Raw genomic sequence first — 25930 nt, forward strand, 5'->3', positions numbered from 1 at the left:
TTGAGACCAGGCTTGGCACGATACTGGCCTCTGTGACGATGCGTGTGCCATTCGGGGAATGTCATGCGCGCATCGAAGCCCCTGCAAGAGAGACCTGTCATGAGTTTCTTCAAAAAAATGTCGCGCCGCACGCTGGTGCGGGCGCTGATCGCCCTGCCTGCCCTGTCCGTGTTCCGCAAACTGCCTGAGGCCAATGCCGCGCATTCCGATCCATCACGGGCCGGTCCATCCCGGGCCGACCCGAATGAGATCGTCGAGGTCAATGGCTGGATCCTGAAGCGGAGCGACCTGGCATGATCTTCGACAGCTATGAGGCGTATCGCGCCGCCAACTTCAAACCCAAGGTCTGCATCCTCGGTTCCGGCCCGGCCGGCACCACCATTGCCCGCAAGCTGGGTGCTGCCGGCATCCCGGTCGTGGTGCTGGAGGCCGGCTCGCGGGACTTCAGCGACGAGTCGCAGGATTTTTACCGCGGCACCACGGTCGGCGATTTCTATTTCGACCTCGACATCACCCGGCTGCGGTACATGGGCGGCAGCTCCAACCACTGGGCGGGCTGGTGCCGCGTGCTCGACAAGCAGGATTTCGAGCCGAAGGCCTGGGCGCCCGACACCGGCTGGCCGATCCGCCGCGCCGACATCGAGCCCTATCTGCCCGAGGTGCACGATATTCTTGAACTTCCCGATTTCCGGCCTGATGTGCCGATCTCGGACGACATACGCTGGGTGCAGCTGATCAAGAGCCCGGCGGTGCGCTTTGCCGAAAAATTCGCCGACGAACTGGACACGAGCCGCAACATCGCCGTCGTGCTCAACACCTACGCCACCGAGCTCGCCGGCGACGGCAAACGGGTGACCGGCGCCAGATTGTGGTCCAACGGCCAGGATGCCGGCTCGTTCAGCGCCGACTACTTCATCGTCTGCACCGGCGGGCTGGAGAATTCGCGGCTGCTGCTGTGGTCGAACCAGCGCTCCAACGGCGGCGTCGTTCCGAACGCCACGGCACTTGGCCGCTACTGGATGGAGCATCCGACCTTCGAGGGCGGCAATGCCATCCTGGCCGATTACAGCGAGTTCGAGGTCGATGCCGTCAACGAGGCCTTCTTCTCGCCGACGCTTGCCGCGATGGAGCGCCTGCAGATAATGAATTTCGGCATCAGGCTGATCGAGACGCCCTATGCCGGCGTCAAGCATGTGATTGCCGACCTCGCCTGCACGGCGCCCGACATGGCCGAATGGGTCGCCTATCAGCTCAGCCAGAACCTGCGCTGTGCTGCACAACTCTACGTCGCCTGGGAACAGGCGCCGCTGGCGTCCAACCAGATCGAACTGTCAAAGACCGATGTCGATCATGCCGGCGTGCCGCGCATCGAGCTGCACTGGAAGAAATCCGCGCTCGAACGCCGCACGCTGGTCGAAGGCCTGAAGCTGTTCGGCACGACACTGATCGAGAAGGATCTCGGCCGTGTTCGCCTCATGGACTGGATTGCCAATGGCGAGGATTATCCGACCAACGAGGAGACTGCGGGGCACCATCACATGGGTGGCACGCGCATGGGCACCGACGTGACCAGGAGCGTGGTGGACGCCAACTGCAAGGTGCACGGCATGGACAATCTCTATGTTGGCGGCTCCTCGGTGTTCTGCACCTCGGGTCAAGCCAACCCGACGACGACGATCACCGCGCTGGCCTGCCGGCTGGGCGATCATCTGAGCAAGGTGGTCTCCGTCCGAGCGGTTAGAGCAATTCCAGGAAAAGTGTGAAACGGTTTTCCGTCCGGAATTGCGTCACAACAAGAGTTAGATTTCCGCGCCCGTGATGGGCGGCGCGGTTGCCGGTCAGATCAGCGGCTTGTCGAGCGGCGCCAGGTCGGCACGGTAACGCGTCATGGCGCGCGTCGTGCCGGAGCCGAAGCGGATGAAGAACGGCAGCATCAGGTCGCGCAGGAACAGAGCGACGCGACCCTTCACCTGCTTTTGCGAGCCGATACGCCGGCTGACCTTGACGATGTGTTCGACGCGGTCCTGGCGCAGCGCCTGAAAGGCGGCGAAAGCCTGCGTCGGCAACGGTGTCGCATCAAGGCACGCGGCCAGCACCACGGCATCCTCGATGGCCATCGACGCGCCCTGCCCGGAATGCGGCGAGACGGCGTGCGCGGCATCGCCCAGCAGAACCACCCGGCCAGTGTGCCATTGCGGCAGATGCAGCATGTCGAACACCGGATAGGTGCGCGGGATTTGCGTGATGGTGTCGACGATCTGGCGGATCGTCCTGGGGTCGCCGGCATGCAACCGGCGAACGGTTGCCGCCAGATGGACGGGATCGGGTCTCGCCAGGGCAGCATCCTCGTCCAGCGGGAAGGACGAGAACCATAGTACCGGCCCGTCTCCTGGTTTCATGTAGCCAAAGAAGGCTTTCTTGCCGAACACCATATGCATCAGGCCTTCGGTCGGCGCGACAAAGGGCAGTTCCGCCACACCGCCGACGCCGGTCAACCCGGTGTAGACTGGATCCGGGGAGGCCGGAAAACAGAGGCGGCGGACGCGCGACCAGACACCATCGCAACCAGCCAGCCAGGCGGCATCGACCGTAGCGCCGTTGCCGAAGGCAAGACGCACACCCTCCGGCTGATCTTCGATGTCGGCAAGCGCATGGCCAAAACAGATGTCGGCGCCAAGCGCCACAGCCTCGTCCAGCAGCGCGCCCAGCAGGTCCGAGCGCCGCAACGTCACGCTTTCGGCGCCGGCGACGCGCATCGACTGCCGCTCGTCGAGATGGATGAGACGGCGCCCGGCGGCGTTCATGATCTCGAATCCAAGTGTCGGAATGCCGACCGCGCTGACGCGCTCGGCAAGCCCAAGCGCGCGCAAGGCATTGATGCCGTTGGGCGCCAAAGTGAGGAACGCGCCCTCGCTCAACGCCTCGCGCGATCGTGCCTCGAACAGGCAGACGGCAAGCCCTTGCCGGCGAAGCATGACGGCAAGGGCCAGCCCGGCAACGCCGGCGCCAATGATGGCGACCGGCAATGCCGAGGGGGTGGTGACGGCCATCGTTACAGGCCGTAGATGGCGATGCGCACCAGCACGGCCGCGGCTGCAAGCGCCACAAGCAGGATGCCGAGGCCGATGGGAGAGCCCCAGCCATACCATTCCATCGCCAGCTTGGCGTATTTGAACTCGTCGTCGTGCGAGAGGGGCGGCCGCTGTTGAATCAAGCTCATTTTTCACTCCTGGTCGGCGGCTCGCTCTTGCCTTGTCCGAGCCAGAGCCGCATATTGCTGTAATAGTCTAAATGTTAGACGGATTGATGATTAGATGATCGAAGTAAATTCGTCAAGCGACAATCGCGACGCCATGACGAGGGCGATCGGCCTTGCCATCATGCAGTGGCAGGACGCGGCGCAGGCCTATGACGAAGCGGTGGGGACGAAGCTCGGGCTGAACATGGCCGAGCGCCATTGCATCGGACTGCTTTATGGCGGCCCGCAATCGGCCGGCGCGGTCGCCGCCGCGACCGGGCTGACCCCGGCCGCGGTGACGGCGCTGATCGACCGGCTGGAGGCGCGCGGCCTGCTGACGCGCACGCGCAGCCTCGAGGACAGGCGCAAGGTGGTGATCGAGGCGACCGAGGCGACGCGAGAGCTGTCGGAGCGCTATTACGGCGCCATCGCGCGGGAGGGCGAGAAGGTCATCGCCACCTTCAGCGACGCCGAACTCGCGACCATATCGCGCTTCGTCAACGCCGCGCTCGACCTGCAGCGCGCCCAGCTTGCGCGGCTGAAGGCCGAAGGATCGGATAGCCCCGGGCGATAGGGATGCGATGTGTTCGCGGCGTTACCGCAAATGTCGGCAGGCAACGAGACTATTTCGGCTGGACCCCATAGGCGACAAGAAACGCCTCCACCGAGGCATCCGCGTGCCGTTCAAGTTCGGCCTTGGAACGCCGGTTGCTTCCCGTGAACATGGCCTCGTTCATGGGGATCCAAAGAAGCATTCCAAAAAAATGGCTGGCTGCCAGATGGGGGTCGCTAGTTTGTATCAGTCCGCGACTGGTGAGCTTTTGAAAGCAGGACGCCATCGAGCCTAGCATGCGCTCAAAACCCTTTTCGTACCAACTGCGGCCAAGCTGCGGCATTCGATCCGCATTGGCGATAATCAAGCGCCGCAGCTTCAACAGCTCTTCATCCATGAGCGTCATTATCAAACATCGAGCAAGCTGCTGCAGGCCGCCCTCCATGAATTTCGCCTCGGAAAGCAGCGTCGTCACCGACTCGATGATATCGTTGGCCTGGCTAGCGGTTGCCAGAACGACTTCGCCGAACAGCGTCTCCTTGTCGGAGAAATGCTTGTAGACGGTCTGCTTGGAAGCCCCCGCTTTGGTGGCGATTTCCTCCATGCTGGTCCCGTCATAGCCCTTGCCGATGAACGCCGCCGTGGCCGCCTGGATGATTTCACGATCCTTGCGGGCTGATCTGGTCTCACCGTCGATTTCCATGGAATCCTCCTGGCCAGTACTAGACGGTACCGTTCCCGCATGATAGTCACAACCACAGTACTAGACTGACTAGTACCCGTCAACGAAAGCAGGGCTTAAGCCGATGAGCAAAATGATCTTCGTCAATCTACCGGTGCGCGATCTGCAGGCAGCGACCAAGTTCTATCTCGCGATCGGGGGCACGCTGAATCCGCAGTTCTCGAACGACCAGGCCAGTTCGATCATGTTCTCCGACTCGATCGGGGTCATGTTGCTGACGCATGGGCACTACAGCCAGTTCACGACGCGCCAGATCGGCGACCCCAAGCGTGACAGCCAGATGCTGATCGCGCTCACCACCGACAGCAAGGACGAGGTCAATGCCGTCATCGAGAAAGGTGTGGCGGCCGGCGGCCGCGCTGATCCCAATCCAGCTCAGGATCTCGGTTTCATGTTCAACCGCCACATCGAAGACCCCGACGGCAACGTCTGGGAGTTCCTGTGGATGAACCCCGCCGCCATGCAATAGCCCAGCGGGATCAAAGCGTCCAAAGCGCGTCGCGTTGAAGCGGATTCATGCGACGCGCCTTAACCACCGGTGCCGAATTTACTAAACCGTCGCCGGGTCGAGCGCCGGCTGACCCTTGCGTCGCGCGACGATAGACACGAAATCAGCGGTCTGGAAGGCGCCGCGCAAGGCGTCGAAGGACGGCAGCACGAAATAGGCGCGCTGGAACTTGTCGATCTCGTAGCCGGTGCGCATCACCGTTTCGAGATCGAAGGGCACATGGTGGGCGTCCTTGCTGTCGACAGCGAACTGCAGTTCGGTAAAGGACGACATCAGGCCGGCGCCAAAAGCCTTCAGCGGCTGGCCGGCCTCCTGCATCAGGCCGTATTCGGCCGTGTACCAGTAGAGCCGGGTGATCATCTCGTCACCGCCGAGCGCGATGATGTCGCCGGCCTTCTTGCCATACATCTGCATGAAGTCGGCGAACACCGGCTGCGACAGCACCGGCACGTGACCGAAGAAATCGTGGAACATGTCCGGCTCGACGATGTAGTCGAGCTCCTGCCTGGTCCTGAGCCAGTTGGTGACCGGGAAGCGGCGGTTGGCGAGATGATCGAAGAAGGGGGCAGCCGGAATGAGACCCGGCACGGCGACGATTTCCCAGCCGGTCAGCTTGCGCAGCTTGGCGCTGACATCCTCGAAATCGGGAATGCGGTCGAGCAGGCCGAGTTTTTCGACACCGTCGAGATAGGAATGATGGGCGAGCTTGCGCGTCAGTTTGGTCTGGCGGTCACACAAAGTGCGCCACACCGCCTGTTCCTCGGCGCTGTAATCGTAGCCCTGCGCCACGGTGAAATCGGAACGGCAGACCGAATAGTCGCCACGCAACCCTTGCGCCGCACAGTCGCGGGCATATTCGGCAACGCTCATCGTCGTCATGATTTTCTCCTCGCAAATCATCAATGGCTGACCTGACCGAAGCGTAACCGGATTTGCCGAGGTAATTTGGTTTTGATGATGGCGCTCCGGCAATATTCGAGATAGCATTCACTCCCAATCCGCATGGGAGGAGGGAAAATGCCTCAATTCGACGATTTCGAGATCAAGATGCTCGATGTCCTGCAGCGCGACGGCCGCAAGCCCGTCTCCGAACTGGCGCAGGAGATCGGCCTGTCGACGACGCCATGCGCGCGGCGTTTCGAGGCGCTGCAGGATGCCGGCATCATCAAGGGATTTGCCGCGGTGATCAGCCGCCGCGCCGTCGGCCTGATGGTCGAGGTGTTCATCCAGGTGCGCCTGGTCAGCCACAGCGACGGCTCGCCCGAAAGCTTCATCGCCGCGGTGCAGCGCATGGACGAGGTGTCGTCATGCTGGACGATGACCGGCGACCACGACTTCCTGCTGCATGTCATGGTGCCGTCGGTCGACGAGCTCAACGCTTTCGTCATGCACCGGCTGATGCGGCTCGCCGGCGTGCGCGACGTCCACACGCAGCTGGTGCTGCAGAACATCAAGGGGCCAGGCCACGTGCCGCTCGCGCATCTCAGGAGGTGACGCGCATCCCCGGCGTTCCTGAGGAAAAGCTGCACGCAAACTGCTGAAACGGGCCAATCGGGCGTCCACATCGCCGGCCAGCATACGCGGACCAATCTCCCGTGAGGTCCGCCATGAAAATCGTCCTGATCAATCCGCCGCATACCGCCATCGGCAGCCGCGTGCCGGACGATCATCTGCCGCCGCTTGGCCTGCTGGCGATCGGCGGCCCGCTGATCGATGCCGGCCACGAAGTGCGGCTGGTCGATGCCGAATTCGGGCCGATGCCGCTCGATAGCGTCGTGCGCGACGCATTGGATGACTTTCCCGACTTCGTCCTGATCGGCCATTCCGGCTCGACCTCAGCGCACCCGACCGCCTTGCTGATCGCCGGGATGATCAAGCAGCACGAACCGGCGACCATCATCATCTATGGCGGCGTCTTCCCGACCTATCACTGGCGCGACATACTGGCGGCGACCGACGTCTTCGACTTCATCGTGCGCGGCGAGGGCGAGGCGACCGTGGTGGCGCTGGTCGAGGCGCTGGAAATGCACCAGCCGCCGGCGAGCGTCGCCGGCATCGCCTTTCGCGATGACCTGCGCCGACCTTTCGCCACGCAGGCCGCGATGACCATTGCCGAGCTCGACGCCTACCGTGTCGGCTGGGAATTGATCGACCACAGCAGATACAGCTACTGGGGCGGCAAGCGTGCCGTGGTCATGCAGTTTTCGCGCGGCTGCCCGCATCTGTGCAATTATTGCGGCCAGCGTGGTTTCTGGACCCGCTGGCGCCACCGCGATCCCAAGAAGTTCGCACAGGAGATCGCCTGGCTGCACCGCGAGCATGGCGTCGAGCTGATCAATCTCGCCGACGAGAACCCGACGGTTTCGAAGAAGGCCTGGCGTGCCTTTCTCGACGCGCTGATCGCCGAGAACGTGCCGGTGCTGATCGTCGGCTCGACCCGGGCCGACGACATCGTGCGCGATGCCGACATCCTGCATCTCTACCGCAAGGCGGGCGTCATCCGCTGGCTGCTCGGCATGGAAAACACCGACGAACAGACGCTGCAACTGATCCGCAAGGGCGGCAGCACCTCATCCGACCGCGAGGCGATAAGGCTGTTGCGAAAGCATGGCATATTGTCGATGGCGACCTGGGTGGCCGGCTTCGAGGATGAAGGGTTTCGCGACCTGTGGCGTGGCTTTCGCCAGCTCATCGCCTACGATCCCGACCAGATCCAGGCGCTCTATGTGACGCCGCATCGCTGGACGCCTTTCTTCCGCATCGCCCGCGACCGCAAGGTGATCCAGAGGGATGCTCGCCTGTGGGACTACAAGCATCAGGTGTTGCAGATGACCCGGCTGAAGCCGTGGATGCTGTTCTTCAGCGTCAAGCTGATCGAAGTGGCGGTGCAGTCGCGGCCGAAGGCGCTGGCACGCATCCTGTTCCACCCCGATCCCGAACAGCGGCATTCGATGCGCTGGTACACGAAAATGGGTCGCCGGGTCTGGTTTCGCGAGGTGTGGGGCTTTCTGGTCCGCGACATCAGGGTGAAAGACGGCCCGACACTTGCCGAGTTCTGGGGCGCACCGCAGGACGCGGAAGAGGAATCGATGATCGTTCAACGCCCGGTACGAAAGCCGGCGCCTCTTGTCGTCACAAGTCACGAGCTGCCGGCGAAACGATTAGCCGGCTGACAATCGACTACGGCACGATCAGCGTGCCGGCGCCGTGTTCGGTGAAGAGTTCCAGCAGCACCGCATGCGGCGTCTTGCCGTTGAGGATGACGACGCCTTCGACGCCGCGCTCGATGGCTTCGATGCAGGTCTCGACCTTGGGGATCATGCCGCCCGACACCGTACCGTCCTTGATCAGCGCCCTGGCCTCGGCCACGGTCAGCTCGTCGATCAGCTTCTTGTTCTTGTCGAGCACGCCGGGCACGTCGGTCAGGAACAGCAGGCGTGTTGCCTGGCAAGCGCCGGCAATGGCACCGGCAAACGTGTCGGCATTGATGTTGTAGGTGTGGCCGTCGCGGCCGGGCGCCACCGGCGCCAGCACCGGGATCATCTCGGAACGCGCCAGAAGGTCGAGCAGCGTGCGGTCGACCTCGACCGGCTCGCCGACGAAGCCGAGATCGAGCACCCGCTCGATGTTGGAGTCGGGGTCGATCATGGTCTTGCGGGCCTTTTCGGCGAACACCATGTTGCCGTCCTTGCCACACAGGCCGATCGCCCATTCGCCCTCGGCGTTGATCAGCGCGACGATCTCCTTGTTGATCGAACCGGCCAGCACCATCTCGACGATCTCGACCGTCTTCTGGTCGGTGACGCGCAGGCCGCCTTCGAATTTGGATTCGATGCCCATCTTGGCCAGCATGGCGCCGATCTGCGGGCCGCCGCCATGGACGACGATCGGGTTGACGCCGGATTGCTTGAGCAGCGCGATGTCGCGGGCGAAGGCCTTGCCGAGATCGAGGTCACCCATGGCGTGGCCGCCATATTTCACCACGACGGTCTTATGTTCGTAGCGCTGCATGTAGGGCAGCGCCCGCGAAAGCAGGGCGGCCTGCATTTCGGCGGTGGCGGTTATCTCCGTCATCGGCGTGGTTCCCTGGCTTTTGATTTTATGCATGTCGTTGTCCCAAAACCGCTGGGCACTTTTGGGCGACATGCATGAGGTAAAGACGGCGGCGTCTTAGCGGGAATTGGCGCGGGGGGCAAATGGCATTGCTGTCATATTCGCCGAGCTCACGGCCTCGTCATCATGACGGCACCATCAGCGGCGCCCGCCGTTTCAGCCAACCCGAGATCTTCTCCATCTGTGCGGCGAAGGACAAAAGCGTCTCCTCGTCGCCCGGGCGGCCGGCGGCCTGGATACCGAGCGGCAGGCCGGCCTCGGTGACATGGACTGGCAGCGCGATCGACGGCTGGCCGCTGACATTGTGGATCGCCGGCCAATGGGTGAAGAAAAGGCTCTTGTCCATCAGCTGGCCGAACAAGGGTTTCAGCTTGAGCAAGGGCGTCAGGTGAAGCTTGTCGAGCAGGTTTTCGATCAGCTCATCGGCGCCTTTCGGATCCATGGCGCCGCAGGCGAGCGGCGGATGCGCGATAACAGGCATCAGCACTGCGTCATACTGCGCGGTTTCTTCGATCATCCGGCGTGAGGCGGCATGCAGCCGCTGCAGGCCGGCATAGATCTCGCCGGCCGAGACCATTTCGCCCAACCGGCCGAGCACCCGCGTCGCGCGCTCGATGTCGCCGGTAACGGAACGGCCGACGCGCAACGCTTCCCCCCGCAGCGTGCCGGCGACGGCTGATGCAACCGTCCTGCAGAAGTCGGCAAAGAAATCGCGACCGATGAAGGGCAGGTCGATCTCCTCGACCGTGTGGCCGCCCTCGCGCGCAAGCGCCACCGCCGTGTCCAGAGCTTTCATTGTCTCGGTCGAGATCGGCAGGCCAAGCGGCGACTTGCGGTACACGGCCAGCCGGAGCTTGCCGGGATCGCGCGCCGCGGCGGCGGCGAACGTGCCCTTCGGCTGATGTGCCGCATAGGGCGACAAGGCGTCGGGACCGTGGGTGAGGTCGAGCAGCAATGCGCAATCGCGCACCGAGCGGGTGACGGCGTGATCGACCACCATGCCGTACCAGCTTTCGCTGACCAGCGGCGTCAGCGGGATGCGGCCGCGCGAGGTCTTGAGGCCGACCAGCCCGGTGCAAGCGGAAGGCACCCGGATCGAACCGCCGCCATCCGAGGCATGCGCCACCGGCATGATGCCGGCGGCAACCAGGGCTGCCGCACCACCCGACGAGCCGCCGCTGGTGTGGCCGGTGTTCCACGGATTGCGGGTGATGCCGAAGGCCTTGGATTCGGTCATCAGCCGCAGCCCGTGTTCCGGCGATGTCGAGGTGACGATCGGGATCAGTCCGGCAGCGAGATAGCGCTCGGTCATCACCGAATTGACGTCGGGCACCGATGCGGGAATGCGGCTGCCGCCATGCGATGGCACGCCCTTGATGGCGATGCCGAGATCCTTGATGGCAAAGGGCACACCGGCCAGCGGCAGCGAGCGGTCGACGGTTTTCGCCCGCGCCCGTGCGGCGTCATAGAGCGGTTCGGCCGTGGCATTGATTTCAGGCCGCGTGGCCTCGGCGCGCGCGATCGCCGCTTCGGTCAATTCGATCGCAGACAACTCGCCCTTGCGCACCAGACCAGCGAGGCCGGTCGCGTCTTCTTCCCATAGGATCCGTTCGACCGACATCTGCGCTCTCCCACTCCCGCCAAGCTAGCCAGCGGCGATTCCCTTGGCAATCGAAGCCTGCGCCCGGAGGCCGGAACTTTAGGTGCATGGAATATTTCCGGCGTTGCAAATACAGCGTAATCGCCTAATTTGACCCGCATGACGCCGCAGGACATCACCAAGCTGATCGTCCGGACTTCGATGAAGGATCGGGCTGCGTTCGATCTGCTGTACCGGCAGACCAGCGCGAAACTTTTCGGCGTCTGCCTTCGTGTATTGAACGACCGGGGAGATGCGGAAGAAGCGCTGCAAGAGGTCTTCGTCAAGATATGGACGAAGGCGGATCGTTTTGCTGTCTCCGATCTGAGCCCGATCTCCTGGCTGGTGGCGATCGCACGCAACCACGCGATCGATCGCGTAAGGGCGCGGCGCAAGCCTGCCGCCGATATCGATGCCGCGCTCGACGTGGCCGATCCGGCACCGGGACCTGAAGCGATGGTGGTGGCGGGCGACGAGACCGAACGCATCCATCATTGTCTCGAAGAGCTGGAGAAGGACCGGGCGGCGGCCGTCCGGGGCGCTTATCTCAAGGGCGAAAGTTATGCCGAACTGGCGGAGCGCCACGGCGTGCCGCTGAACACGATGCGTACCTGGCTGCGCCGCAGCCTGATGAAACTCAGAGAATGTCTGGAAAGATGACACTGGCAGAGGACAATGGACCGGAACGTGGGGGCGACGACCTGTTCGCCGCCGAATACGTTCTCGGCGTTCTGCCGGTGGAAGAGCGGCAGATCGCGAGCAGGCGCATCGACACCGAGGCCGATTTCGCGCGGCTCGTCGATGGCTGGGAGATTCACCTCTCGCCGCTAGCCGCCGCCTATCTTGAGGTCGAGCCGCCGGCTTCGGTGAAGGTGGCTGTCGATCGCCGGCTGTTTGCATCGACCGCGGCCACTTCAGCCGAGGCAGGCGCCGGCTTCTGGTCCAGCCTTGCCTTCTGGCGCGGCCTTGCCGTGGCGGCTGTTGCCGCTCTGGCTCTCTATGTCGCCGTGCCCTACGTCAATCGGCCCGCCGAACAGCCGCAGGCGCGGCTTGTCGCCTCGCTGGCCGCCGACGGCAGCGACGTAAAATATCTCGCCGTCTATGATTCCGAGCGGCATGAGGTCAGCCTTTCGCATGTTTCCGGCACGCTGGCTTCCGGCAAGGACTTCGAACTTTGGATGATCGAGGGCAAGAACGCCCCGGTCTCGATGGGCGTCATCCCGGCCGGTGCGACCGCGCATATCGGGGTCTCGCCCGCCACCCAGCAGAAGCTCGCCCAGGGCGCGGTGCTGGCCGTCAGTCTGGAGCCTGCCGGCGGTTCGCCGACAGGGCAGCCGACCGGACCGGTGGTGGCCGCGGGCGACCTGAAGAGCATCTGAGCCGCTTCTCCTCACCGCGAAACCGTTGTCAGAATAATTTCAGTCTATCTTATGCCACGCATGTCTAAACAAGCATGTGAGCCGGCAAACCGTTGCACCCCAATAAATCTCTTCGCCGAGCGATAAAATTAAAAATCCAAAAAATATTCTGAAACTCGCGCGCTTGTGTTCCGTATCTCCTCGCGTCCCCAAAAATGGGAAGAGAAAACCCGAGGAGTTTTGACATCATGCGTAAATTCGCCACCCTTTTTCTCGCCGGTACGATTGCCGTTTCAGCGCTCGCCACCGCTGCCTATGCCGAAAACCCGATGGTCGGCGGCGCCGCCATGTTTGCCAACAAGAACATCGTCGAGAACGCCGTCAATTCGAAGGATCACACGACACTGGTCGCCGCGGTCAAGGCTGCCGGCCTGGTCGAGACCCTGCAGGGCGCCGGTCCGTTCACCGTCTTCGCACCGACCAACGAGGCCTTCGCCGCATTGCCGGCCGGCACGGTCGACACGCTGCTCAAGCCCGAGAACAAGGACAAGCTGACCAAGATTCTGGCCTGCCATGTCATCGGCGCCAAGGCGATGGGAGCGGACGTCGCCGCGATGGCCAAGGCTGACGGCGGCACCCATAAGGTCAAGACGGTCGGTGGTTGCGAGCTGTCGCTGAAGGCCGAGGGCGGCAAGGTCACCGTCACCGACGAGAACGGCAACGTCGCCAATGTGACGATCGCCGATGTCGAGCAGTCCAACGGCGTCATCCACGTCATCGACAAGGTTCTGCTCCCGAAGATGTGATCGGGCCGAAAATGTAACAAAGGGCTTGCCGCGACGAACCTGCAGCAAGAGCTCTCCGTCGATTGCATAGTCTCGCTCCCGTGACCTGCAAACGACACGCGTGCTCCGCGCCGCCCACGGTCAACCGTGGACCGGCGCGGAGTGTCGTTGAGGGCAACCGTCACCGGCTTTTTGATTTCTGCGTGGCGGTATAGTTTGGCAAAAGAAACGACAGGAGGAACTGGTCATGAACCGTCGCGATCTTCTTTTGAGCGGTGTAGCCGCCCTCGGCGTCGTCGGGGCCGCGGCAACCATGCTGCGCATGGGCAGCCCGCAGCCCGCGCAGGCCGCCGAGAAATTCGAGGTCACCAAGACCGACGATGAGTGGAAAGCCATCCTGTCGCCGGCTGCCTTCGATGTGCTGCGCAAGGAGGGCACGGAGTATCCCGGCACCAGCCCGCTGCTCAACGAACACCGCAAAGGCATCTTCGCCTGTGCCGGATGCGACCTGCCGGTCTATCCCTCGGAGACGAAGTTCGATTCCGGCACCGGCTGGCCGAGCTTCTGGCAAGAGATCGCCAATGGCATCGGCAAGACCGAGGACCGGTCGCTCGGCATGACCCGCACCGAGGTGCATTGCCGCCGCTGCGGCGGCCATCTCGGCCACGTCTTCGACGATGGTCCGGCGCCGACCGGCCTGCGCCATTGCATCAACGGCGTGGCGCTGACCTTCAAGCCCGCCACGGCCTGAACCAGCTATAAATGCAAAAAACTCCGGGTCTTGCGGCCCGGAGTTTTTTTGCGCGGTCAGAGCTTTTCGGGCGTGGACTGGAGGAGCTTCCCGAAACCGCCGCGCATGGTTCTTCTGTCAGTGCCCACCGCCTCCGCCGCCACCGGGCGCGGCCGGCTTGTTGATCAGCATGGTGAACAGGCCAAGCGTCGCGAACAGCACCGTCAGCATGTAGAACACATCCATGAAGGAGAGCAGCGCCGCCTGCTGCTGGACCATGCCCGACAGCTTGGTGATCGCGGCACTGGTGGCATCGAGACCCGTGACCTGCTCGAAATTGAGCGTCATGTTCTGCAGCTTGGTCTGCGCGGCAGCACTGCCCCACTGCACATGCTCGGCCAGCCTTGCATAGTGGAACGCATTGCGGTCGATCAGCACGGTGTTGATGAGGGCAAGGCCGACGGCACCGCCGAGGTTACGGGTGAGGTTGAACAGGCCGGACGCATTCTTCAACCGGTCGGGCGGCAAGGTGCCAAGCGCGATGTTGTTGATCGGCACCATGCACAGCATCATCGAACAGCCGCGCAGGATCTGCGGGATCAGCAGCTCATAGAAATCCCAGTCGGCGGTCAGATGCGTCATCCACCACGTGCCGGCGGCGAAGCCGAAGAAGCCGATCATCATCATCAGCCGCAAATCCATCTTGCTCGACAGGATGCCGGAGATCGGCGCGGTGATGAACATCGCCAGGCCGCTGACGAATAGCGCCTCGCCGATCATCATCGAATCGTAGCCGCGGATGCGGCCGAGGAAGACCGGATAGAGATAGGTCAACCCATAGAGGCCGATGCCGATGACGAAGGAAAACAGCGAGCCGAAGGCGAAGTTGATGTTGCTGAAGGCCCGGAGGTCGACGATCGGCTCCTCGGCGGTGAAAACACGCCAGAAGAAGATCACCGCGCCGACGGTCATGACGATGGCGCAGATGAACACCCCCTGGTCCTGCAGCCAGTCATTGTTCGGGCCTTCCTCGAGCACGTATTCCATGCAGCCGAGGAAGGCAGCCATGCCGGCGAGGCCCCACCAGTCGAACTTGTTGAACAGCTTGAGATTGGGCTTGTCGAAATCGATCAGCGACCAGGCGGCGGTCGCCACCAGGATGCCGGGCACGACGTTGACCAGGAACAGCCAGTGCCATGAAAAGGCGTGGCTGATATAGCCGCCGACGGTCGGACCGATGGTCGGCGCCAGCGTCGCCACCAGGCCGATCATCGGCGAGACGATGGCGCGGCGCGAGGGTGGGAAGATGGTGAAGGCGGCTGCAAAGACGCTCGGGATCATGCCGCCGCCAATGAAGCCTTGCACGGCGCGGTAGACGATCATCTGGTCGATATTTGTGGCGGTGGCGGCCAGCGCGCTGGCCGCGGTGAAGCCAGCGGCGGCAATGGTGAACAACACCCGCGTCGACAGCATGCGGCTGAGGAAGCCCGACAGCGGGATCATGACCACCTCGGCGATCAGATAGGCCGTCTGCACCCAGGGAATTTCATCGGAGCTGGCGCTGAGGCCCGCCTGGATCTCGGCCAGCGAGGCCGAGACGATCTGGATGTCCAGGATCGCCATGAACATGCCGAACACCATCGCCAGGAAGGCGATGACGCGCCGCGTCGAAATGGTTTCAGGAACCGCCGGCCGCGCCGGCGGCGCTCCTGCGGTGATGGTTGCGGTTGCCATTACATGGGCCTCCTTGAGGCAGGCCGGGCGGCTCAGTGCTTAGTCAGCCACCGAGCCGCCCTCCGAAAGCTTAATTGGTCGTGGCGGCAGGTGCGGTGCGGCTGTCAACGTTGACGACAACGCTCAAGCCCGCGCGCAGCTTGCCGGTCTTCAGGGCGTCGGCCGGGACGTCGATGCGGACCGGGACGCGCTGCACCACCTTGGTGAAGTTGCCGGTGGCATTTTCCGGCGGCAACAGCGAGAAGACCGCTCCTGAGGCCGGCGCCAGCGACGAGACGGTTCCCTGGATGGGATGGCCGTCGATGGCGTCGACCGAGATGTTGACCTTTTCGCCAGGAACCAGCCGGGCAAGCTGCGTCTCCTTGAAGTTGGCGACGATGTAGAGCTTGTCCATCGGCACCACGACGGCGAGCTTCTGGCCGGGGCTGACGAGGTCGCCCTGCTCGACGGAACGGTTGCCGACGACGCCGTCATAAGGCGCCTTGAGCACGGTGAAGGACAGGTCGCGCGCGGCCTTGTCGCGGCTGAGCTGCAGGGAGGCGAGCGTGCTCGCCGACTCGGCGCGCTGCGCCTCGAACACGCCGATATTGGCTTGCGCGGCGGCGATCTGGGCATCGGCGCCGACCAGCGCGGCATTGGCCTGGTCGAGCGCGGTCTGGGCATCGTCCAACTGCGCCTGCGTGCCGACATGCGTCTTGACCAGCTGCGCGGCGCGCTGCTGACCGCGAGCGGCGTTGTCGGCGGCGGCCTGGTCGGCGACTTTCTGTGCCTGGGCCTGCTGCAGGGACGCCTGCGCGGCCTTGGTCTGCGCGTCGATACGGTCGAGCGTCTTGCTCAATGTGGCGATCTGCGCCTCGGCCTGGGCAACAGCGATCTTGTAGTCACCATCGTCGATCGTCAGCAGCGGGTCGCCTGCCTTCACCACCTGGTTTTCGCTGACCTTGACCTGGTCGACATAGCCGGAAATCTTGGGCGAGACGAACGCCATGTCGGCCTGGACATAGGCATCGTCGGTCGAGATCATGAAGCGGCCCGTGGTCCAGTAGTCGTAGCCGTACCAGGCGCCGCCGCTCAGCAGGGCAAGGCCGATGATCGGCAGCAGGAAGGAACGCACCGAGCGCTTCTTCTTGGCCGGAGCTTCAGCGGCAGGCGGCGGTGCGACCGGATGGACGGGAATTTCCGGAGCTTCGGTCGCCGGAGCGACCTTGGCGTTGGGGAAAGGGCGGACTTCGGCAGTGGTGGGCGCGTTCGAGGACATGACATCTCTCTAAAGTAATAATACTGAACCGTTCGGTTCGATCCGGCCGTTGACATAGCGTGAAAAGAGGACCATATCAAGAGGCAATCGAACCGGTTGGTTCGAATTATTTTCGAGGTGTCACCCTATGGCCGAAACCTTACCCAATGCCGAAACCTCCCCCAGCATCGACAAGGAAGAGTGCGATCTGCTGGACACCCTGCGTCGTGGGCGCCCGGCGGCCGGGCAGGATCCGGTCAAGCGCAGCCAGATCATCGATGGCGCCCGCCGTGTCTTTATCGAGAAGGGCTTCGAGGCCGCCTCAATGAACGACATCACGCGCGAAGCCGGTGTCTCCAAGGGCACGATCTATGTCTACTTCGCTAACAAGGAAGAGCTGTTCGAAGCGCTGATCGAGGAAGAGCGCGGCACCATCTTCAAGAATATGTACGACATGCTCGACCGCGCCGACGATTTGCGCCAGACGCTGGTGAAATTCGGCAAGGTACTATCGATGAAGATCACCTCGGCCAGGGTCATCCAGGCGCAGCGCACGGTGATCGGCGCTTCCGACAGAATCCCCGACATGGGGGCGCGGTTTTACGAGCGCGGCCCCAAACGCGGCCATGACAAGGTGATGGAATTCCTCAATGCCGCCATCGAACGCGGCATGCTCAAGATCGACGATGTCGATCTTGCCGCCTATCAGTTCACCGAATTGTGCCTGGCCGGCCTGTTCCGCCAGTGCATCTTCGCCTACCGAACAAAGGCTCCGAGCCAGGAAGAAATCGATCACATCGTCAGGTCGGGCGTCGACATGTTCCTGAAGGCCTATGGCACCGAACAGCTCGCGGCGGAAGAAAGCCACGCAATGATTGCCCTGGAGGCAAAGGCCTAGCCGCCATTGGCGGCCAGCACGATCGCGGCATGCAACTCCTGGAGGCCCTCGCCCTTTTCCGATGACGTCGCCAGGACGAACGGAAACGCCGCCGGACGCTTCTTGATCTTGACCAGCGTCTCCTCGATCAGCCGTGGCACGCCGGCGGCCTTGATCTTGTCGGTCTTGGTCAGCACGATCTGGTAGGACACCGCCGCCTTGTCGAGCAGCGACAGCACCTCGTCGTCCTTGGCCTTGATGCCGTGGCGGGCATCGATCAGCACATAGACCCGCTTCAGCGTCACCCGGCCCTTGAGATAGTCGAAGACCAGCTTGGTCCACTCGTCGACCTTCTCCTTGGGCGCGGTGGCGTAGCCGTAGCCCGGCATGTCGACCAGGGCCATCGGCGGCAGATCGGCGCCCTCGCCCGAAAATCCATCCGGCACGAAATAGTTGAGCTCCTGCGTACGCCCCGGCGTGTTGGAGGTGCGCGCCAGCCCCTTCTGGTTGACCAGCGCGTTGATCAGCGACGACTTGCCGACATTGGAGCGGCCGGCAAAGGCGATTTCCGGCGGCCCTTCCGGCGGCAGGAATTTCATGGCCGGCACGCCACGGATGAAAATCCACCCGCGCGTGAAGAGATCGGTGGTGATCACGGTGCTGTTCAGAGCGTTCAAGCTGCTGCCTCCAGAAGAGAGATGTTGGCGCCCCTGATGGCGTCGAGGTTGCGGCCGATCTTGTCCACCGGCCAGTCCCACCATGCCAAGGCCAGCAGCCGCCTGATCGTCCTGTCGTCGAAACGCATCTTCACCATTTTGGCCGCATTGCCGGCGACGATCGCATAGGGCGGTACATCATGCGTCACCACGGATTTGGCGGCGATAATGGCGCCATGGCCGATTTCCACGCCGGGCAGGATCACCGCCTCCATGCCGATCCAGACATCGCTGCCGACCACCGTGTCACCACGTACCTCCTTCGACCATGTCGCCGGGTCAAAGCCCTTTTCCCAGCCATGGCCGAAAATGTTGAACGGGTAGGTCGAAAAGCCGGACATGGCGTGGTTGGCGCCGTTCATGATGAAGCGCGCGCCTTCGGCGATGGCGCAGAACTTGCCGATGATGAGCTTGTCGCCGATGAAGGGATAGTGGTGCAGCACGCATTTCTGCGCGAATTTGTCCGGCCCGTCCGGGTCGTCATAATAGGTGAAGTCGCCGATCTCGATGTTCGGCTCCGTCACCAGCGGCTTCAGGAAGCCGACGCGCGTGTGCATCGGGATCGGGTGCTTGATGCCGGGGTTGGGTCCGTCCATGTCGGTTCGTCCGGAAATTGGCAGACAGGCGCATCCGCAACCGCGGGCGCCTGGTCAAAATAACGTGATCCGCCCTATAGCACCAATCGGCTGATGAGCGAGTCTTCCGTGACGAACAAGCTCATTTGTTGCCGCGGCAGATGACGATCGGATTGGACAGCGCACTGTCGAAACCGCTGCCCTGGTAGACGGTGACGTTCGAGGATCCGGGCGGCAGCAGGAAGCTGCCTTCAACGACTTTCTGATCGCCCGCCGTGGTGTGGAGATCCCAGCTAAACGTGCAGAATTGCGGCGGTGCGGCGGGTTTGACGTGGCTGCAGTTCAACTGCGCCCCACCCAGCATGGCGGCGCCACCGCAGCTGACCGCTTCGTTTGCAAACGCGATACCGGGGTACACCAGGAGAGCCGCGACAGCTGCGATCTTGATCCAATTCATCGTCAAATCCTTGCCGGGAAATTGCCACCGCCAAGCGCGTCTTCGGTGTCGTGGCCCATGCAATTTTCTCTTTTTGGCGGCTTAGCCCGTCTTGCGCGCGCCGTCCAGCAGGATTATGTGCATGATGATAATAAGCATGCTCACGAAATCTTGTCCCTAGAACCTGATCTCCTCCCATGTCCTCCTCGCCCAATATCAGCTTCGTGCTGCACGACGTCGCGCGCCTGCTTCGAAAGCGGTTTGAGCAGCGTTCGCGGACGTTGGGGCTGACCCGCGCCCAAACCCTAAGCTTGATCAAATCCAATCTGCTCGCGGCTTGCACCCAGCCAGCCGTCGACCGGGAGAAAGTACATGGCTGAATCAACATCCCCCAAGAAGCCTGCCGAAGACGACCCTTCAACAGGTCGCAGCGGCGACCAGATCATCCGGCTGGACAGCGAACGCGAACAGAGGCGCGCCAATGTCGTCATCGACAATGACGAGCTGGAAGCGCCGGTCGCGTTGGAACCCGCGGCACTCGAGGCTCCGGCCAAGGAGCCGCAGCCGCAGCAGGCGCCTGCCGCCATTGCCCCTCCTGCGGCTGCCCCGGTCAAGCCGAAGCGTAGCCTGACGCGGCCGGTGCTGTTTGCCCTGCTTCCCGTGGCGCTGGTGGTTGGCGGCTATTACTATGTGACCGGCGGCCAGGTGATGTCGACGGACAATGCCTATATCCAGGCGCAGTCGCTCGGCGTTTCCACCGACGTCTCCGGCACCGTGCAGGAGATCGACGTGCACGAGAACCAGGCCGTGAAAAAGGGCGACGTGCTCTTTCGCCTGCGGCCGGCCTCCTTCGAAACCGCTCTCGCCGCTGCCCAGGCGCAGCTCGGGACCGTGCGCAACCAGGTACTGACACTGCAGGCGAGCTACCAGCAATCGTTGTCGCAGATCGAACAGGCGCAGGCCGATATTCCCTATTACGAGGCCGCCTTTCAGCGGCAGCAGGACCTGCTGAAGACCTCCACCGCCTCGAAGGCGTCTTTCGACAGCGCCCAGCACGACCTCGTCGCCGCGCGCCAGAAAGTATCCGTCGCCAAGGCGCAGGCGCAGGCCATGCTTGCCCAGCTGGGCGGCGATGCCGACCAGCCGGTGGAGAAGAACCCGTTCTACCTGCAGGCCCAGTCGGGCATCGACGATGCGCAGCGCAACCTCGGCGATTCCGTGGTCAAGGCGCCGTTCGACGGCGTCGTCACCAATGTCGACGCGCTGCAGGTCGGCAAGTATCTGCCGGCTTCGCAGCCGGCCTTCAGCCTGGTGTCGTCGACCGATCTGTGGATCGAGGCGGAGCCGAAGGAAACCGAGCTGACCTATGTGCGGCCGGGCCAGACGGCGACGATCAGCGTCGACACCTATCCGGGTGCCGTCTGGCACGGCACGGTTGCTTCGATCAGCCCCGCCTCGTCGTCGAGCTTCTCGCTGCTGCCGGCGCAGAACACCACCGGCAACTGGGTCAAGGTCGTGCAACGCATCCCGATGCGCGTGACGGTCGATGATCCCCAGGGCAAGCTGCCGCTGCGTGGCGGGATGAGCGTCGTGGTCGACGTCGAGACCGGCCATGCGCGCGGCCTGCCGGACTTCATCACCAACCTCCTGAACCGGTTCGGACAGAAATCATGAGCAGCGCGACCGCGGCAGGTGCCACACCGGTGGTCGCCAATCGCGGCGCCATCACAGCTTGCGTGATCCTGGCGGTCATCATGCAGGCGCTGGACACGACCATCGCCAATGTGGCGCTGCCTTACATCCAGGGCAGCGTGTCGGCCAGTGCCGACCAGATCAACTGGGTGCTGACCTCCTACATCGTCGCGGCGGCGGTGATGACCCCGCCTTCGGGCTACCTCGCCAACCGCTTCGGCCGCAAGCGCATCCTTCTGACCTCGATCACCGGCTTCGTGGTCGCCTCGGTCCTATGCGGCTTCGCGCAGTCGCTGCCGCAGATCGTCGGCTTCCGCTTGCTGCAGGGCTTTTTCGGCGCAGCCCTGGTGCCGCTGTCGCAGAGCATCCTGCTCGATATCTACAGTGTGGAAGAGCGCGGTTCGGCGATGGCGCTGTTCGGCATTTCCGTCATGGTCGGACCGGTGCTCGGGCCGGTCATCGGCGGCTGGCTGACCGAAAACATCAGCTGGCGCTGGGTTTTTTACATCAACGTGCCGATCGGCGCGCTGGCTTTCGCCGGCGTCTCTCTGTTTGTCCTGGAAACCAAGCTGGACATCAAGGCAAGGCTGGATTGGCTGGGTTTCGGCATGCTCAGCATCACCATCGCGGCGCTGCAGATGTTTCTCGATCGCGGCGAGCAGCTCAACTGGTTCTCGTCCTCCGAGATCATCGTCGAGGCGCTGATCTGTGCTTCGGCCTTCTACATCTTCCTCGTCCACACCTTCACCGCCAAAAACACCTTCGTGAATCCGCGGCTGTTCCTCGACAGGAATTTCGCGGTCGGCATGATCTTCATCTTCATCATCGGCATCACCTATCTCGCTTCGCTGGCGCTGATGACGCCCTATCTGCAGACGCTGATGGGCTATCCCGTGGTGACGGCCGGCATCGTCATGGGCCCGCGTGGCCTTGGCACGATGGCGTGCATGTTCCTGGTCGGCAGACTGATCGGCAAGGTGGATACGCGCTGGCTGCTGCTGACCGGCCTGCTGGTCACCGCCTGGGCGATGTACGACATGACGGGCTGGACCCCTGATGTCTCGCAATGGACGATCATCAGCACCGGCTTCGTGCAGGGCGCGGGCTTGGGCTTCCTGTTCGTGCCGCTGACCACCATCACCTTCGCCACGCTGGCGCCGGAGCGGCGCGCGGAAGGCACCGGGCTTTACAATCTGTCGCGCAACATCGGCTCCAGCGTCGGCATATCGGTGGTCACCGCGCTTTTGACGCAGAATGTGCAGATCAACCATGCCAACATTGCCACCTATGTGACGCCCTTCAACCAGGCGTTCGGCAATCCGGCGATCGCGCAGGCGATGAACCCCTATACCGCCGCCGGTCGCGCCGCACTTGACGGCGTGGTGACGCTGCAGGCGACTGTTATCAGCTACATGAACGACTTCAAGCTGATGATGATCTTGTCGCTGGCCGCCATTCCGCTGGTTCTCCTGCTGCGCAAACCAGGCACGCCGGCCAAAGTCGACCACAGCGCCGTGATGGAGTGAGGCCGAGGCCCGGCTGCTGCGCGGGGACCGCCATGCACGCCCCCTCAAACGAAACCGGGGCCCTGTGAGGGACTACAGGACCCCGGCCTCGCCGATACGGCTTCCCAAGAAACGTGGCACCTCGTCATGAGGCGGGGATGGGCAGGCCGAGAAAGCCCAACGAGCTGCCATTGCCCCCTTTCGCCGGAAGCTGTTACTTCGGCAACAGCACCTTGTTGACGACGTGGATGACGCCGTTCGACTGGTTGACGTCGGCTATGGTCACCTTCGCCTCGCCGCCGGACTCGTCCATGATGTAGAGCTTGCCCTTCTTGACTTCGGCGGTGAGCGTGTCGCCCGAGACGGTCTTCATCTCATATTTGCCGCCCATCGCCTTGGCCTTCTTCATCATCTCGGCGCCCGAGATCTTGCCGGCCACGACATGCGCGGTCAGCACCTTGGTGAGCTTGTCCTTGTTCTCGGGCTTGAGCAGCGTGTCGACCGTCCCGGCCGGAAGTGCTGCAAAGGCTTCGTTGGTGGGCGCGAAGACGGTGAACGGACCGGCGCCTTGCAAGGTGTCGACTAGGCCGGCGGCCTTGACGGCTGCGACCAGCGTCGTGTGGTCCTTCGAGTTGACGGCGTTCTCGACGATGTTCTTGGTGGTGTACATCGGCGCACCGCCGACATTCGGGTTCTTGGCGTAGGCGGGCGCGGCAATCGCCACGCCGGCGACGAGTGCGGAAAAGGCGATGGTCCTGAATGACGGCAAGCGCATATGGTCTTCCTCCGGGTGAGGGCTGATCGGAATTGATAGCCGTTGGAAATGCACACGCAGTCACGCCCCGCGGCGGCCGGCAGTTTCGTCGATCACGGGAACGTGAACGACTATCCGCGCAAAGAAAAGCCCGGACGAACCGGGCTTTTTCGACAACAGCGAGAGTTTCTATTCTGCTTCTTTTGCAGAAGAAGGGCGGCTACTCCGCCGGCGACGGTTTCTTTCGAAACAGCGCGACCAGATTGTCCCACAGCTCGATCTTGGCGCCCTGGCGCTTCATGATCACGCCCTGCTGCAGGATCGACAGCGAGTTGTTCCAGGCCCAGTAGATGACGAGGCCGGCCGGGAAACCCGCCATCATGAAGGTGAAGATAACAGGCATCCAGGTGAAGATCGCGGCCTGGGTCGGATCCGGCGGCGTCGGGTTCATGCGCATCTGCAGGAACATGGTGACACCCATGATCAGCGGCCACACACCAATCATCAGCATGTGCGGCAGCGTGATCGGAACCAGGCCGAACAGGTTGAAGATCGAGGTCGGATCCGGCGCCGCCAAATCCTGGATCCAGCCGAAGAACGGCGCATGCCGCATCTCGATGGTGATGTAGAGCACCTTGTAGAGCGAGAAGAAGACCGGGATCTGCAGCGCCACCGGCCAGCAGCCGGCAAGCGGATTGATCTTCTCGGTCTTGTACAGCTCCATCATGGCCTGCTGCTGCTTCATCTTGTCGTCCGCGTATTTCTCGCGGATCTCGAGCATCTTGGGCTGCACCTTCTTCATATTCGCCATCGACGCGTAGGACTTGTTCGCGAGCGGGAAGAACAGGGCCTTGACGATGACGGTGGTGGCGAGGATGGCCAGGCCGAAATTGCCGAAGAGTTTGTAGAGCGTGTCGATCAGCCAGAACATCGGCTTGGTGATGAAATAGAACCAGCCCCAGTCGATCACCAGATTGAACTGGCGAATATGGCGATCCGCCTCGTAGGCGTTGATCTTGGCGACTTCCTTGGCGCCGGCGAAAATCTCTGTCTCGACGGTCGCGGACTGGCCGGCATCGACATTGATCGCATCGGTGAGGAAGTCGGACTGGTAGCGGTGGCGGCCATCCTCGAAAAAGGCATAGCGCGGCTGGAAAGGCTGCTTTTCGGTCGGCACCAGCGTGACGGCCCAGTATTTGTCGGTGATGCCGAGCCAGCCGTCGGTCGACTTGCCCGGCGTGACCTGCTTTTCAGATTCGATCTTGGCGTATTTGTATTCGGCCAGGCCCTCGGTGCCGGTGACGCCGATCAGGCCCTCATGCAGCACATAGGTGCTGGCGACGGCCGGCTTGTCGTAGCGCGTGACCCGGCCGTAATTGAATAGCGAAACCGCGCTCGAGCCGGAATTCTGCACCGTGTCCGACACCGTGAACATGTAGTTGGCGTCGACGGAGAAGGTCCGCTTGAAGGTCAGGCCCTTGTCGTTGGTGTAGGTGAGCGTCACCGGCGTCGAGGGGGTCAGCGTCGGGTTGCCGTCGACGCTCCACGCCGTTTCCGCACCCGGCACCGCGCCGGTCTTGTCGTTGCCGACGAAGCCGATCTCGGCGAAATAGCCGGTGGGCAGCGCCTGCGGGTTGAGCAGTTCGATCTCGGGCGAATTCTTGTCGACGGTTTCGGTGTAGTGCTTGAGCTTGAGGTCGTCGAGGCGGGCGCCGGTCAGGTTGATCGAGCCCTCGAGGCTCGGCGTGTCGATCTTGACGCGCTTCGAAGCGGCAAGCGCCTGGTCGCGGCCGGCCGCGGTGACGGTGTCGCCGCCGGGCGCGCTGGGAATGGTGCCCGGCGCCGGTGCCGGTGTCGCAGCACCCGGATTGGCCGCTTCGGCCGCCTTCTTCTGCTCCTCGACGCGCTGCTGCTCTATCTTGGCTGCCTCGCGCTGCTGCTCGACGCGCGGGTTCATGTAGAAAACCTGCCACAAAGTCAGGATCAACACCGACAGCGCGATGGTGATGAAGAAGTTCCGGTTGTTTTCCATCGAGAGCCCTTGGCCTATCGTGTTCCGCGAAGTCGGCGGGAGAGTTCGGCCTTCAACTGGCCGAACGGGGCGCGCAGTGCGTCATCGCGCCCGACGATGACATAATCATTGCCGGGCACCATGTCATCTGCGGCATGGACGCGGACGGCTTCTTTCAGCCGCCGCCTGACGCGGTTGCGCACAACAGCGTTGCCGACCTTCTTGGTGACGGTGTAGCCGACGCGCGGCACCCCGCCATCGCCGCGGTCCAGGACCTCGACGAGGAAAAACCGTCCGCGTCGCTTTTCACCACGACGGACGGCCAGGAATTCCGCGCGTTTCAGAAGCCGCTTGGGATTTTGCCCCACTGGCTTGCCGGTTGCGGGCAACGATCTCGTCTCGCTTAGGCGCTGAGCCGCTTGCGGCCGCGGTTGCGGCGAGCTGCGACGACGCCACGACCACCCTTGGTGGCCATGCGGGCACGGAAGCCGTGCCGACGTTTGCGGACGAGTTTGGACGGTTGGTAGGTACGCTTCATTTGTTTTAATACCGCGGAGTTGCGGCCCTTCTTGATTCTGTCACTTTGTAACAGGAGCTTTGCCGGGCCGGCTTTGGCGCGATCGAAACCGCGCCGGGACGAATGGCCCGAGCGTGAGCGGGCTTATAGAAAGAAGGGTTTTGGAAGTCAATCCGGGGTCGTCGCGCCAAGGATGCAGGGTTTATGACG

The 25930-nt window shown here is 63.0% G+C and carries 28 protein-coding genes; 13 read left to right on the forward strand and 15 right to left on the reverse strand.

Translation table 11 applies throughout. The annotated features are described in order from the left end of the window. Positions 1–99 precede the first annotated feature (99 nt). Both AC1D05_RS16560 and AC1D05_RS16565 read left to right on the forward strand, forming a co-directional pair. Positions 100–297 (forward strand): hypothetical protein, encoded by a 198-nt coding sequence (locus AC1D05_RS16560; protein WP_477442122.1) that lies wholly within the window; start codon positions 100–102, stop codon positions 295–297. After that, entirely contained in the window at positions 294–1763 is a 1470-nt protein-coding gene (locus AC1D05_RS16565; protein WP_477442123.1) for a GMC oxidoreductase, read from the forward strand. The genes AC1D05_RS16560 and AC1D05_RS16565 overlap by 4 nt, the downstream gene beginning before the upstream one ends. A 75-nt stretch (positions 1764–1838) precedes the next feature. On the opposite strand, the gene AC1D05_RS16570 is transcribed toward AC1D05_RS16565, so the two are convergent. Continuing rightward, positions 1839–3050: an FAD-dependent oxidoreductase gene (locus AC1D05_RS16570; protein WP_477442125.1), complete on the reverse strand. Its 1212-nt coding sequence runs from the start codon at positions 3048–3050 to the stop codon at positions 1839–1841. A 2-nt stretch (positions 3051–3052) separates the two neighbouring features. Continuing rightward, complete coding sequence (locus AC1D05_RS16575; RefSeq protein WP_477442127.1) at positions 3053–3220, reverse strand: hypothetical protein; 168 nt, start codon at positions 3218–3220, stop codon at positions 3053–3055. A gap of 94 nt (positions 3221–3314) precedes the next feature. Here AC1D05_RS16575 and AC1D05_RS16580 point away from each other — a divergent pair, with 94 nt between their 5' ends. Next, on the forward strand, positions 3315–3812 hold the full coding sequence (locus AC1D05_RS16580; protein ID WP_477442128.1) for a MarR family winged helix-turn-helix transcriptional regulator: 498 nt from the start codon (positions 3315–3317) through the stop codon (positions 3810–3812). A gap of 49 nt (positions 3813–3861) precedes the next feature. Here the strand turns inward: AC1D05_RS16580 and AC1D05_RS16585 are convergent, their stop codons facing one another. After that, positions 3862–4494, reverse strand: coding sequence for a TetR/AcrR family transcriptional regulator (locus AC1D05_RS16585; protein WP_477442130.1), 633 nt, complete (start codon positions 4492–4494; stop codon positions 3862–3864). A gap of 103 nt (positions 4495–4597) precedes the next feature. Between AC1D05_RS16585 and AC1D05_RS16590 the strand changes: the two genes are divergently transcribed. Beyond that, positions 4598–5002, forward strand: a complete 405-nt coding sequence (locus AC1D05_RS16590) for a VOC family protein (protein WP_477442131.1) — start codon at positions 4598–4600, stop codon at positions 5000–5002. Positions 5003–5083: 81 nt separating this feature from the next. On the opposite strand, the gene phhA is transcribed toward AC1D05_RS16590, so the two are convergent. Further along, positions 5084–5920: a phenylalanine 4-monooxygenase gene (gene phhA, locus AC1D05_RS16595; RefSeq protein ID WP_477442133.1), complete on the reverse strand. Its 837-nt coding sequence runs from the start codon at positions 5918–5920 to the stop codon at positions 5084–5086. 138 nt (positions 5921–6058) lie between these two features. Between phhA and AC1D05_RS16600 the strand changes: the two genes are divergently transcribed. Both AC1D05_RS16600 and bchE read left to right on the forward strand, forming a co-directional pair. Next, on the forward strand, positions 6059–6535 hold the full coding sequence (locus tag AC1D05_RS16600) for an Lrp/AsnC family transcriptional regulator (RefSeq protein ID WP_477442135.1): 477 nt from the start codon (positions 6059–6061) through the stop codon (positions 6533–6535). A 113-nt stretch (positions 6536–6648) separates the two neighbouring features. Continuing rightward, positions 6649–8214 (forward strand): magnesium-protoporphyrin IX monomethyl ester anaerobic oxidative cyclase, encoded by a 1566-nt coding sequence (bchE, locus tag AC1D05_RS16605; protein WP_477442137.1) that lies wholly within the window; start codon positions 6649–6651, stop codon positions 8212–8214. Positions 8215–8221: 7 nt separating this feature from the next. On the opposite strand, the gene argB is transcribed toward bchE, so the two are convergent. Together argB and AC1D05_RS16615 are read right to left on the reverse strand one after the other, a co-directional pair. Then, positions 8222–9115 carry an acetylglutamate kinase gene (gene argB, locus AC1D05_RS16610; protein ID WP_477442906.1) on the reverse strand — a complete coding sequence of 298 codons (894 nt, stop codon included), beginning with the start codon at positions 9113–9115 and terminating at the stop codon, positions 8222–8224. Between the two features lie 163 nt (positions 9116–9278). Beyond that, complete coding sequence (locus AC1D05_RS16615; RefSeq protein ID WP_477442138.1) at positions 9279–10775, reverse strand: amidase; 1497 nt, start codon at positions 10773–10775, stop codon at positions 9279–9281. Positions 10776–10913: 138 nt separating this feature from the next. On the opposite strand from AC1D05_RS16615, the gene AC1D05_RS16620 reads away from it, so the two are divergent. The 4 genes from AC1D05_RS16620 to msrB all read left to right on the forward strand — a co-directional run bounded on the left by AC1D05_RS16620 (position 10914) and on the right by msrB (position 13687). Further along, positions 10914–11453 (forward strand): sigma-70 family RNA polymerase sigma factor, encoded by a 540-nt coding sequence (locus AC1D05_RS16620; RefSeq protein ID WP_477442140.1) that lies wholly within the window; start codon positions 10914–10916, stop codon positions 11451–11453. Then, the gene (locus AC1D05_RS16625) at positions 11450–12172 is read left to right on the forward strand and encodes an anti-sigma factor (protein WP_477442908.1); all 723 of its coding nucleotides are present in this window, start codon (positions 11450–11452) and stop codon (positions 12170–12172) included. The genes AC1D05_RS16620 and AC1D05_RS16625 overlap by 4 nt, the downstream gene beginning before the upstream one ends. Before the next feature lie 227 nt (positions 12173–12399). Next, complete coding sequence (locus tag AC1D05_RS16630) at positions 12400–12957, forward strand: fasciclin domain-containing protein (RefSeq protein WP_477442142.1); 558 nt, start codon at positions 12400–12402, stop codon at positions 12955–12957. Positions 12958–13183: 226 nt separating this feature from the next. Then, positions 13184–13687, forward strand: coding sequence for a peptide-methionine (R)-S-oxide reductase MsrB (msrB, locus tag AC1D05_RS16635; protein ID WP_027040877.1), 504 nt, complete (start codon positions 13184–13186; stop codon positions 13685–13687). A 117-nt stretch (positions 13688–13804) separates the two neighbouring features. Here the strand turns inward: msrB and AC1D05_RS16640 are convergent, their stop codons facing one another. Both AC1D05_RS16640 and AC1D05_RS16645 read right to left on the reverse strand, forming a co-directional pair. After that, positions 13805–15400 carry a DHA2 family efflux MFS transporter permease subunit gene (locus tag AC1D05_RS16640; protein ID WP_477442144.1) on the reverse strand — a complete coding sequence of 532 codons (1596 nt, stop codon included), beginning with the start codon at positions 15398–15400 and terminating at the stop codon, positions 13805–13807. 70 nt (positions 15401–15470) lie between these two features. Next, a complete protein-coding gene (locus AC1D05_RS16645; RefSeq protein ID WP_477442146.1) occupies positions 15471–16658 on the reverse strand; it encodes an HlyD family secretion protein in 1188 nt (395 codons plus the stop codon). A 127-nt stretch (positions 16659–16785) separates the two neighbouring features. Here AC1D05_RS16645 and AC1D05_RS16650 point away from each other — a divergent pair, with 127 nt between their 5' ends. Next, complete coding sequence (locus tag AC1D05_RS16650) at positions 16786–17535, forward strand: TetR/AcrR family transcriptional regulator (protein ID WP_477442148.1); 750 nt, start codon at positions 16786–16788, stop codon at positions 17533–17535. Here the strand turns inward: AC1D05_RS16650 and yihA are convergent. From yihA to AC1D05_RS16665, 3 genes are all read right to left on the reverse strand, one after another. Next, on the reverse strand, positions 17532–18191 hold the full coding sequence (yihA, locus tag AC1D05_RS16655; RefSeq protein ID WP_477442150.1) for a ribosome biogenesis GTP-binding protein YihA/YsxC: 660 nt from the start codon (positions 18189–18191) through the stop codon (positions 17532–17534). The two genes, AC1D05_RS16650 and yihA, sit on opposite strands and share 4 nt — an antisense overlap. Continuing rightward, positions 18188–18826: a CatB-related O-acetyltransferase gene (locus AC1D05_RS16660; protein ID WP_477442152.1), complete on the reverse strand. Its 639-nt coding sequence runs from the start codon at positions 18824–18826 to the stop codon at positions 18188–18190. The genes yihA and AC1D05_RS16660 overlap by 4 nt, the downstream gene beginning before the upstream one ends. Positions 18827–18947: 121 nt before the next feature. Then, positions 18948–19262, reverse strand: coding sequence for a hypothetical protein (locus AC1D05_RS16665; RefSeq protein WP_477442153.1), 315 nt, complete (start codon positions 19260–19262; stop codon positions 18948–18950). Between the two features lie 351 nt (positions 19263–19613). Between AC1D05_RS16665 and AC1D05_RS16670 the strand changes: the two genes are divergently transcribed. After that, on the forward strand, positions 19614–20915 hold the full coding sequence (locus AC1D05_RS16670; protein ID WP_477442155.1) for an HlyD family secretion protein: 1302 nt from the start codon (positions 19614–19616) through the stop codon (positions 20913–20915). After that, positions 20912–22459 carry a DHA2 family efflux MFS transporter permease subunit gene (locus AC1D05_RS16675; protein ID WP_477442157.1) on the forward strand — a complete coding sequence of 516 codons (1548 nt, stop codon included), beginning with the start codon at positions 20912–20914 and terminating at the stop codon, positions 22457–22459. The genes AC1D05_RS16670 and AC1D05_RS16675 overlap by 4 nt, the downstream gene beginning before the upstream one ends. Before the next feature lie 193 nt (positions 22460–22652). On the opposite strand, the gene AC1D05_RS16680 is transcribed toward AC1D05_RS16675, so the two are convergent. The 4 genes from AC1D05_RS16680 to rpmH form a co-directional block, all read right to left on the reverse strand. Further along, positions 22653–23213: a fasciclin domain-containing protein gene (locus AC1D05_RS16680; RefSeq protein ID WP_477442159.1), complete on the reverse strand. Its 561-nt coding sequence runs from the start codon at positions 23211–23213 to the stop codon at positions 22653–22655. Positions 23214–23412: 199 nt separating this feature from the next. Beyond that, complete coding sequence (yidC, locus tag AC1D05_RS16685; RefSeq protein WP_477442160.1) at positions 23413–25224, reverse strand: membrane protein insertase YidC; 1812 nt, start codon at positions 25222–25224, stop codon at positions 23413–23415. A 14-nt stretch (positions 25225–25238) separates the two neighbouring features. Beyond that, entirely contained in the window at positions 25239–25592 is a 354-nt protein-coding gene (gene rnpA, locus AC1D05_RS16690) for a ribonuclease P protein component (protein ID WP_027040889.1), read from the reverse strand. Positions 25593–25606: 14 nt separating this feature from the next. Continuing rightward, positions 25607–25741, reverse strand: a complete 135-nt coding sequence (gene rpmH / locus AC1D05_RS16695; protein WP_008833937.1) for a 50S ribosomal protein L34 — start codon at positions 25739–25741, stop codon at positions 25607–25609. Between the last annotated feature and the right edge of the window lie 189 nt (positions 25742–25930).

The organism is Mesorhizobium sp. P2_E9, assembly GCF_056403815.1.

Coding starts and splice junctions, on each gene's coding strand:
- AC1D05_RS16645 (WP_477442146.1), bottom strand. CDS start 16,658: ATGTCCTCGAACGCGCCCACCACTGCCGAAGTCCGCCCTTTCCCCAAC.
- AC1D05_RS16560 (WP_477442122.1), top strand. CDS start 100: ATGAGTTTCTTCAAAAAAATGTCGCGCCGCACGCTGGTGCGGGCGCTG.
- AC1D05_RS16625 (WP_477442908.1), top strand. CDS start 11,450: ATGACACTGGCAGAGGACAATGGACCGGAACGTGGGGGCGACGACCTG.
- AC1D05_RS16575 (WP_477442127.1), bottom strand. CDS start 3,220: ATGAGCTTGATTCAACAGCGGCCGCCCCTCTCGCACGACGACGAGTTC.
- AC1D05_RS16650 (WP_477442148.1), top strand. CDS start 16,786: ATGGCCGAAACCTTACCCAATGCCGAAACCTCCCCCAGCATCGACAAG.
- argB (WP_477442906.1), bottom strand. CDS start 9,115: ATGACGGAGATAACCGCCACCGCCGAAATGCAGGCCGCCCTGCTTTCG.
- AC1D05_RS16600 (WP_477442135.1), top strand. CDS start 6,059: ATGCCTCAATTCGACGATTTCGAGATCAAGATGCTCGATGTCCTGCAG.
- yidC (WP_477442160.1), bottom strand. CDS start 25,224: ATGGAAAACAACCGGAACTTCTTCATCACCATCGCGCTGTCGGTGTTG.
- AC1D05_RS16660 (WP_477442152.1), bottom strand. CDS start 18,826: ATGGACGGACCCAACCCCGGCATCAAGCACCCGATCCCGATGCACACG.
- AC1D05_RS16565 (WP_477442123.1), top strand. CDS start 294: ATGATCTTCGACAGCTATGAGGCGTATCGCGCCGCCAACTTCAAACCC.
- bchE (WP_477442137.1), top strand. CDS start 6,649: ATGAAAATCGTCCTGATCAATCCGCCGCATACCGCCATCGGCAGCCGC.
- AC1D05_RS16615 (WP_477442138.1), bottom strand. CDS start 10,775: ATGTCGGTCGAACGGATCCTATGGGAAGAAGACGCGACCGGCCTCGCT.
- AC1D05_RS16665 (WP_477442153.1), bottom strand. CDS start 19,262: ATGAATTGGATCAAGATCGCAGCTGTCGCGGCTCTCCTGGTGTACCCC.
- msrB (WP_027040877.1), top strand. CDS start 13,184: ATGAACCGTCGCGATCTTCTTTTGAGCGGTGTAGCCGCCCTCGGCGTC.
- phhA (WP_477442133.1), bottom strand. CDS start 5,920: ATGACGACGATGAGCGTTGCCGAATATGCCCGCGACTGTGCGGCGCAA.
- AC1D05_RS16630 (WP_477442142.1), top strand. CDS start 12,400: ATGCGTAAATTCGCCACCCTTTTTCTCGCCGGTACGATTGCCGTTTCA.
- AC1D05_RS16620 (WP_477442140.1), top strand. CDS start 10,914: ATGACGCCGCAGGACATCACCAAGCTGATCGTCCGGACTTCGATGAAG.
- AC1D05_RS16590 (WP_477442131.1), top strand. CDS start 4,598: ATGAGCAAAATGATCTTCGTCAATCTACCGGTGCGCGATCTGCAGGCA.
- AC1D05_RS16640 (WP_477442144.1), bottom strand. CDS start 15,400: ATGGCAACCGCAACCATCACCGCAGGAGCGCCGCCGGCGCGGCCGGCG.
- rpmH (WP_008833937.1), bottom strand. CDS start 25,741: ATGAAGCGTACCTACCAACCGTCCAAACTCGTCCGCAAACGTCGGCAC.
- AC1D05_RS16580 (WP_477442128.1), top strand. CDS start 3,315: ATGATCGAAGTAAATTCGTCAAGCGACAATCGCGACGCCATGACGAGG.
- AC1D05_RS16675 (WP_477442157.1), top strand. CDS start 20,912: ATGAGCAGCGCGACCGCGGCAGGTGCCACACCGGTGGTCGCCAATCGC.
- AC1D05_RS16585 (WP_477442130.1), bottom strand. CDS start 4,494: ATGGAAATCGACGGTGAGACCAGATCAGCCCGCAAGGATCGTGAAATC.
- AC1D05_RS16570 (WP_477442125.1), bottom strand. CDS start 3,050: ATGGCCGTCACCACCCCCTCGGCATTGCCGGTCGCCATCATTGGCGCC.
- AC1D05_RS16670 (WP_477442155.1), top strand. CDS start 19,614: ATGGCTGAATCAACATCCCCCAAGAAGCCTGCCGAAGACGACCCTTCA.
- AC1D05_RS16680 (WP_477442159.1), bottom strand. CDS start 23,213: ATGCGCTTGCCGTCATTCAGGACCATCGCCTTTTCCGCACTCGTCGCC.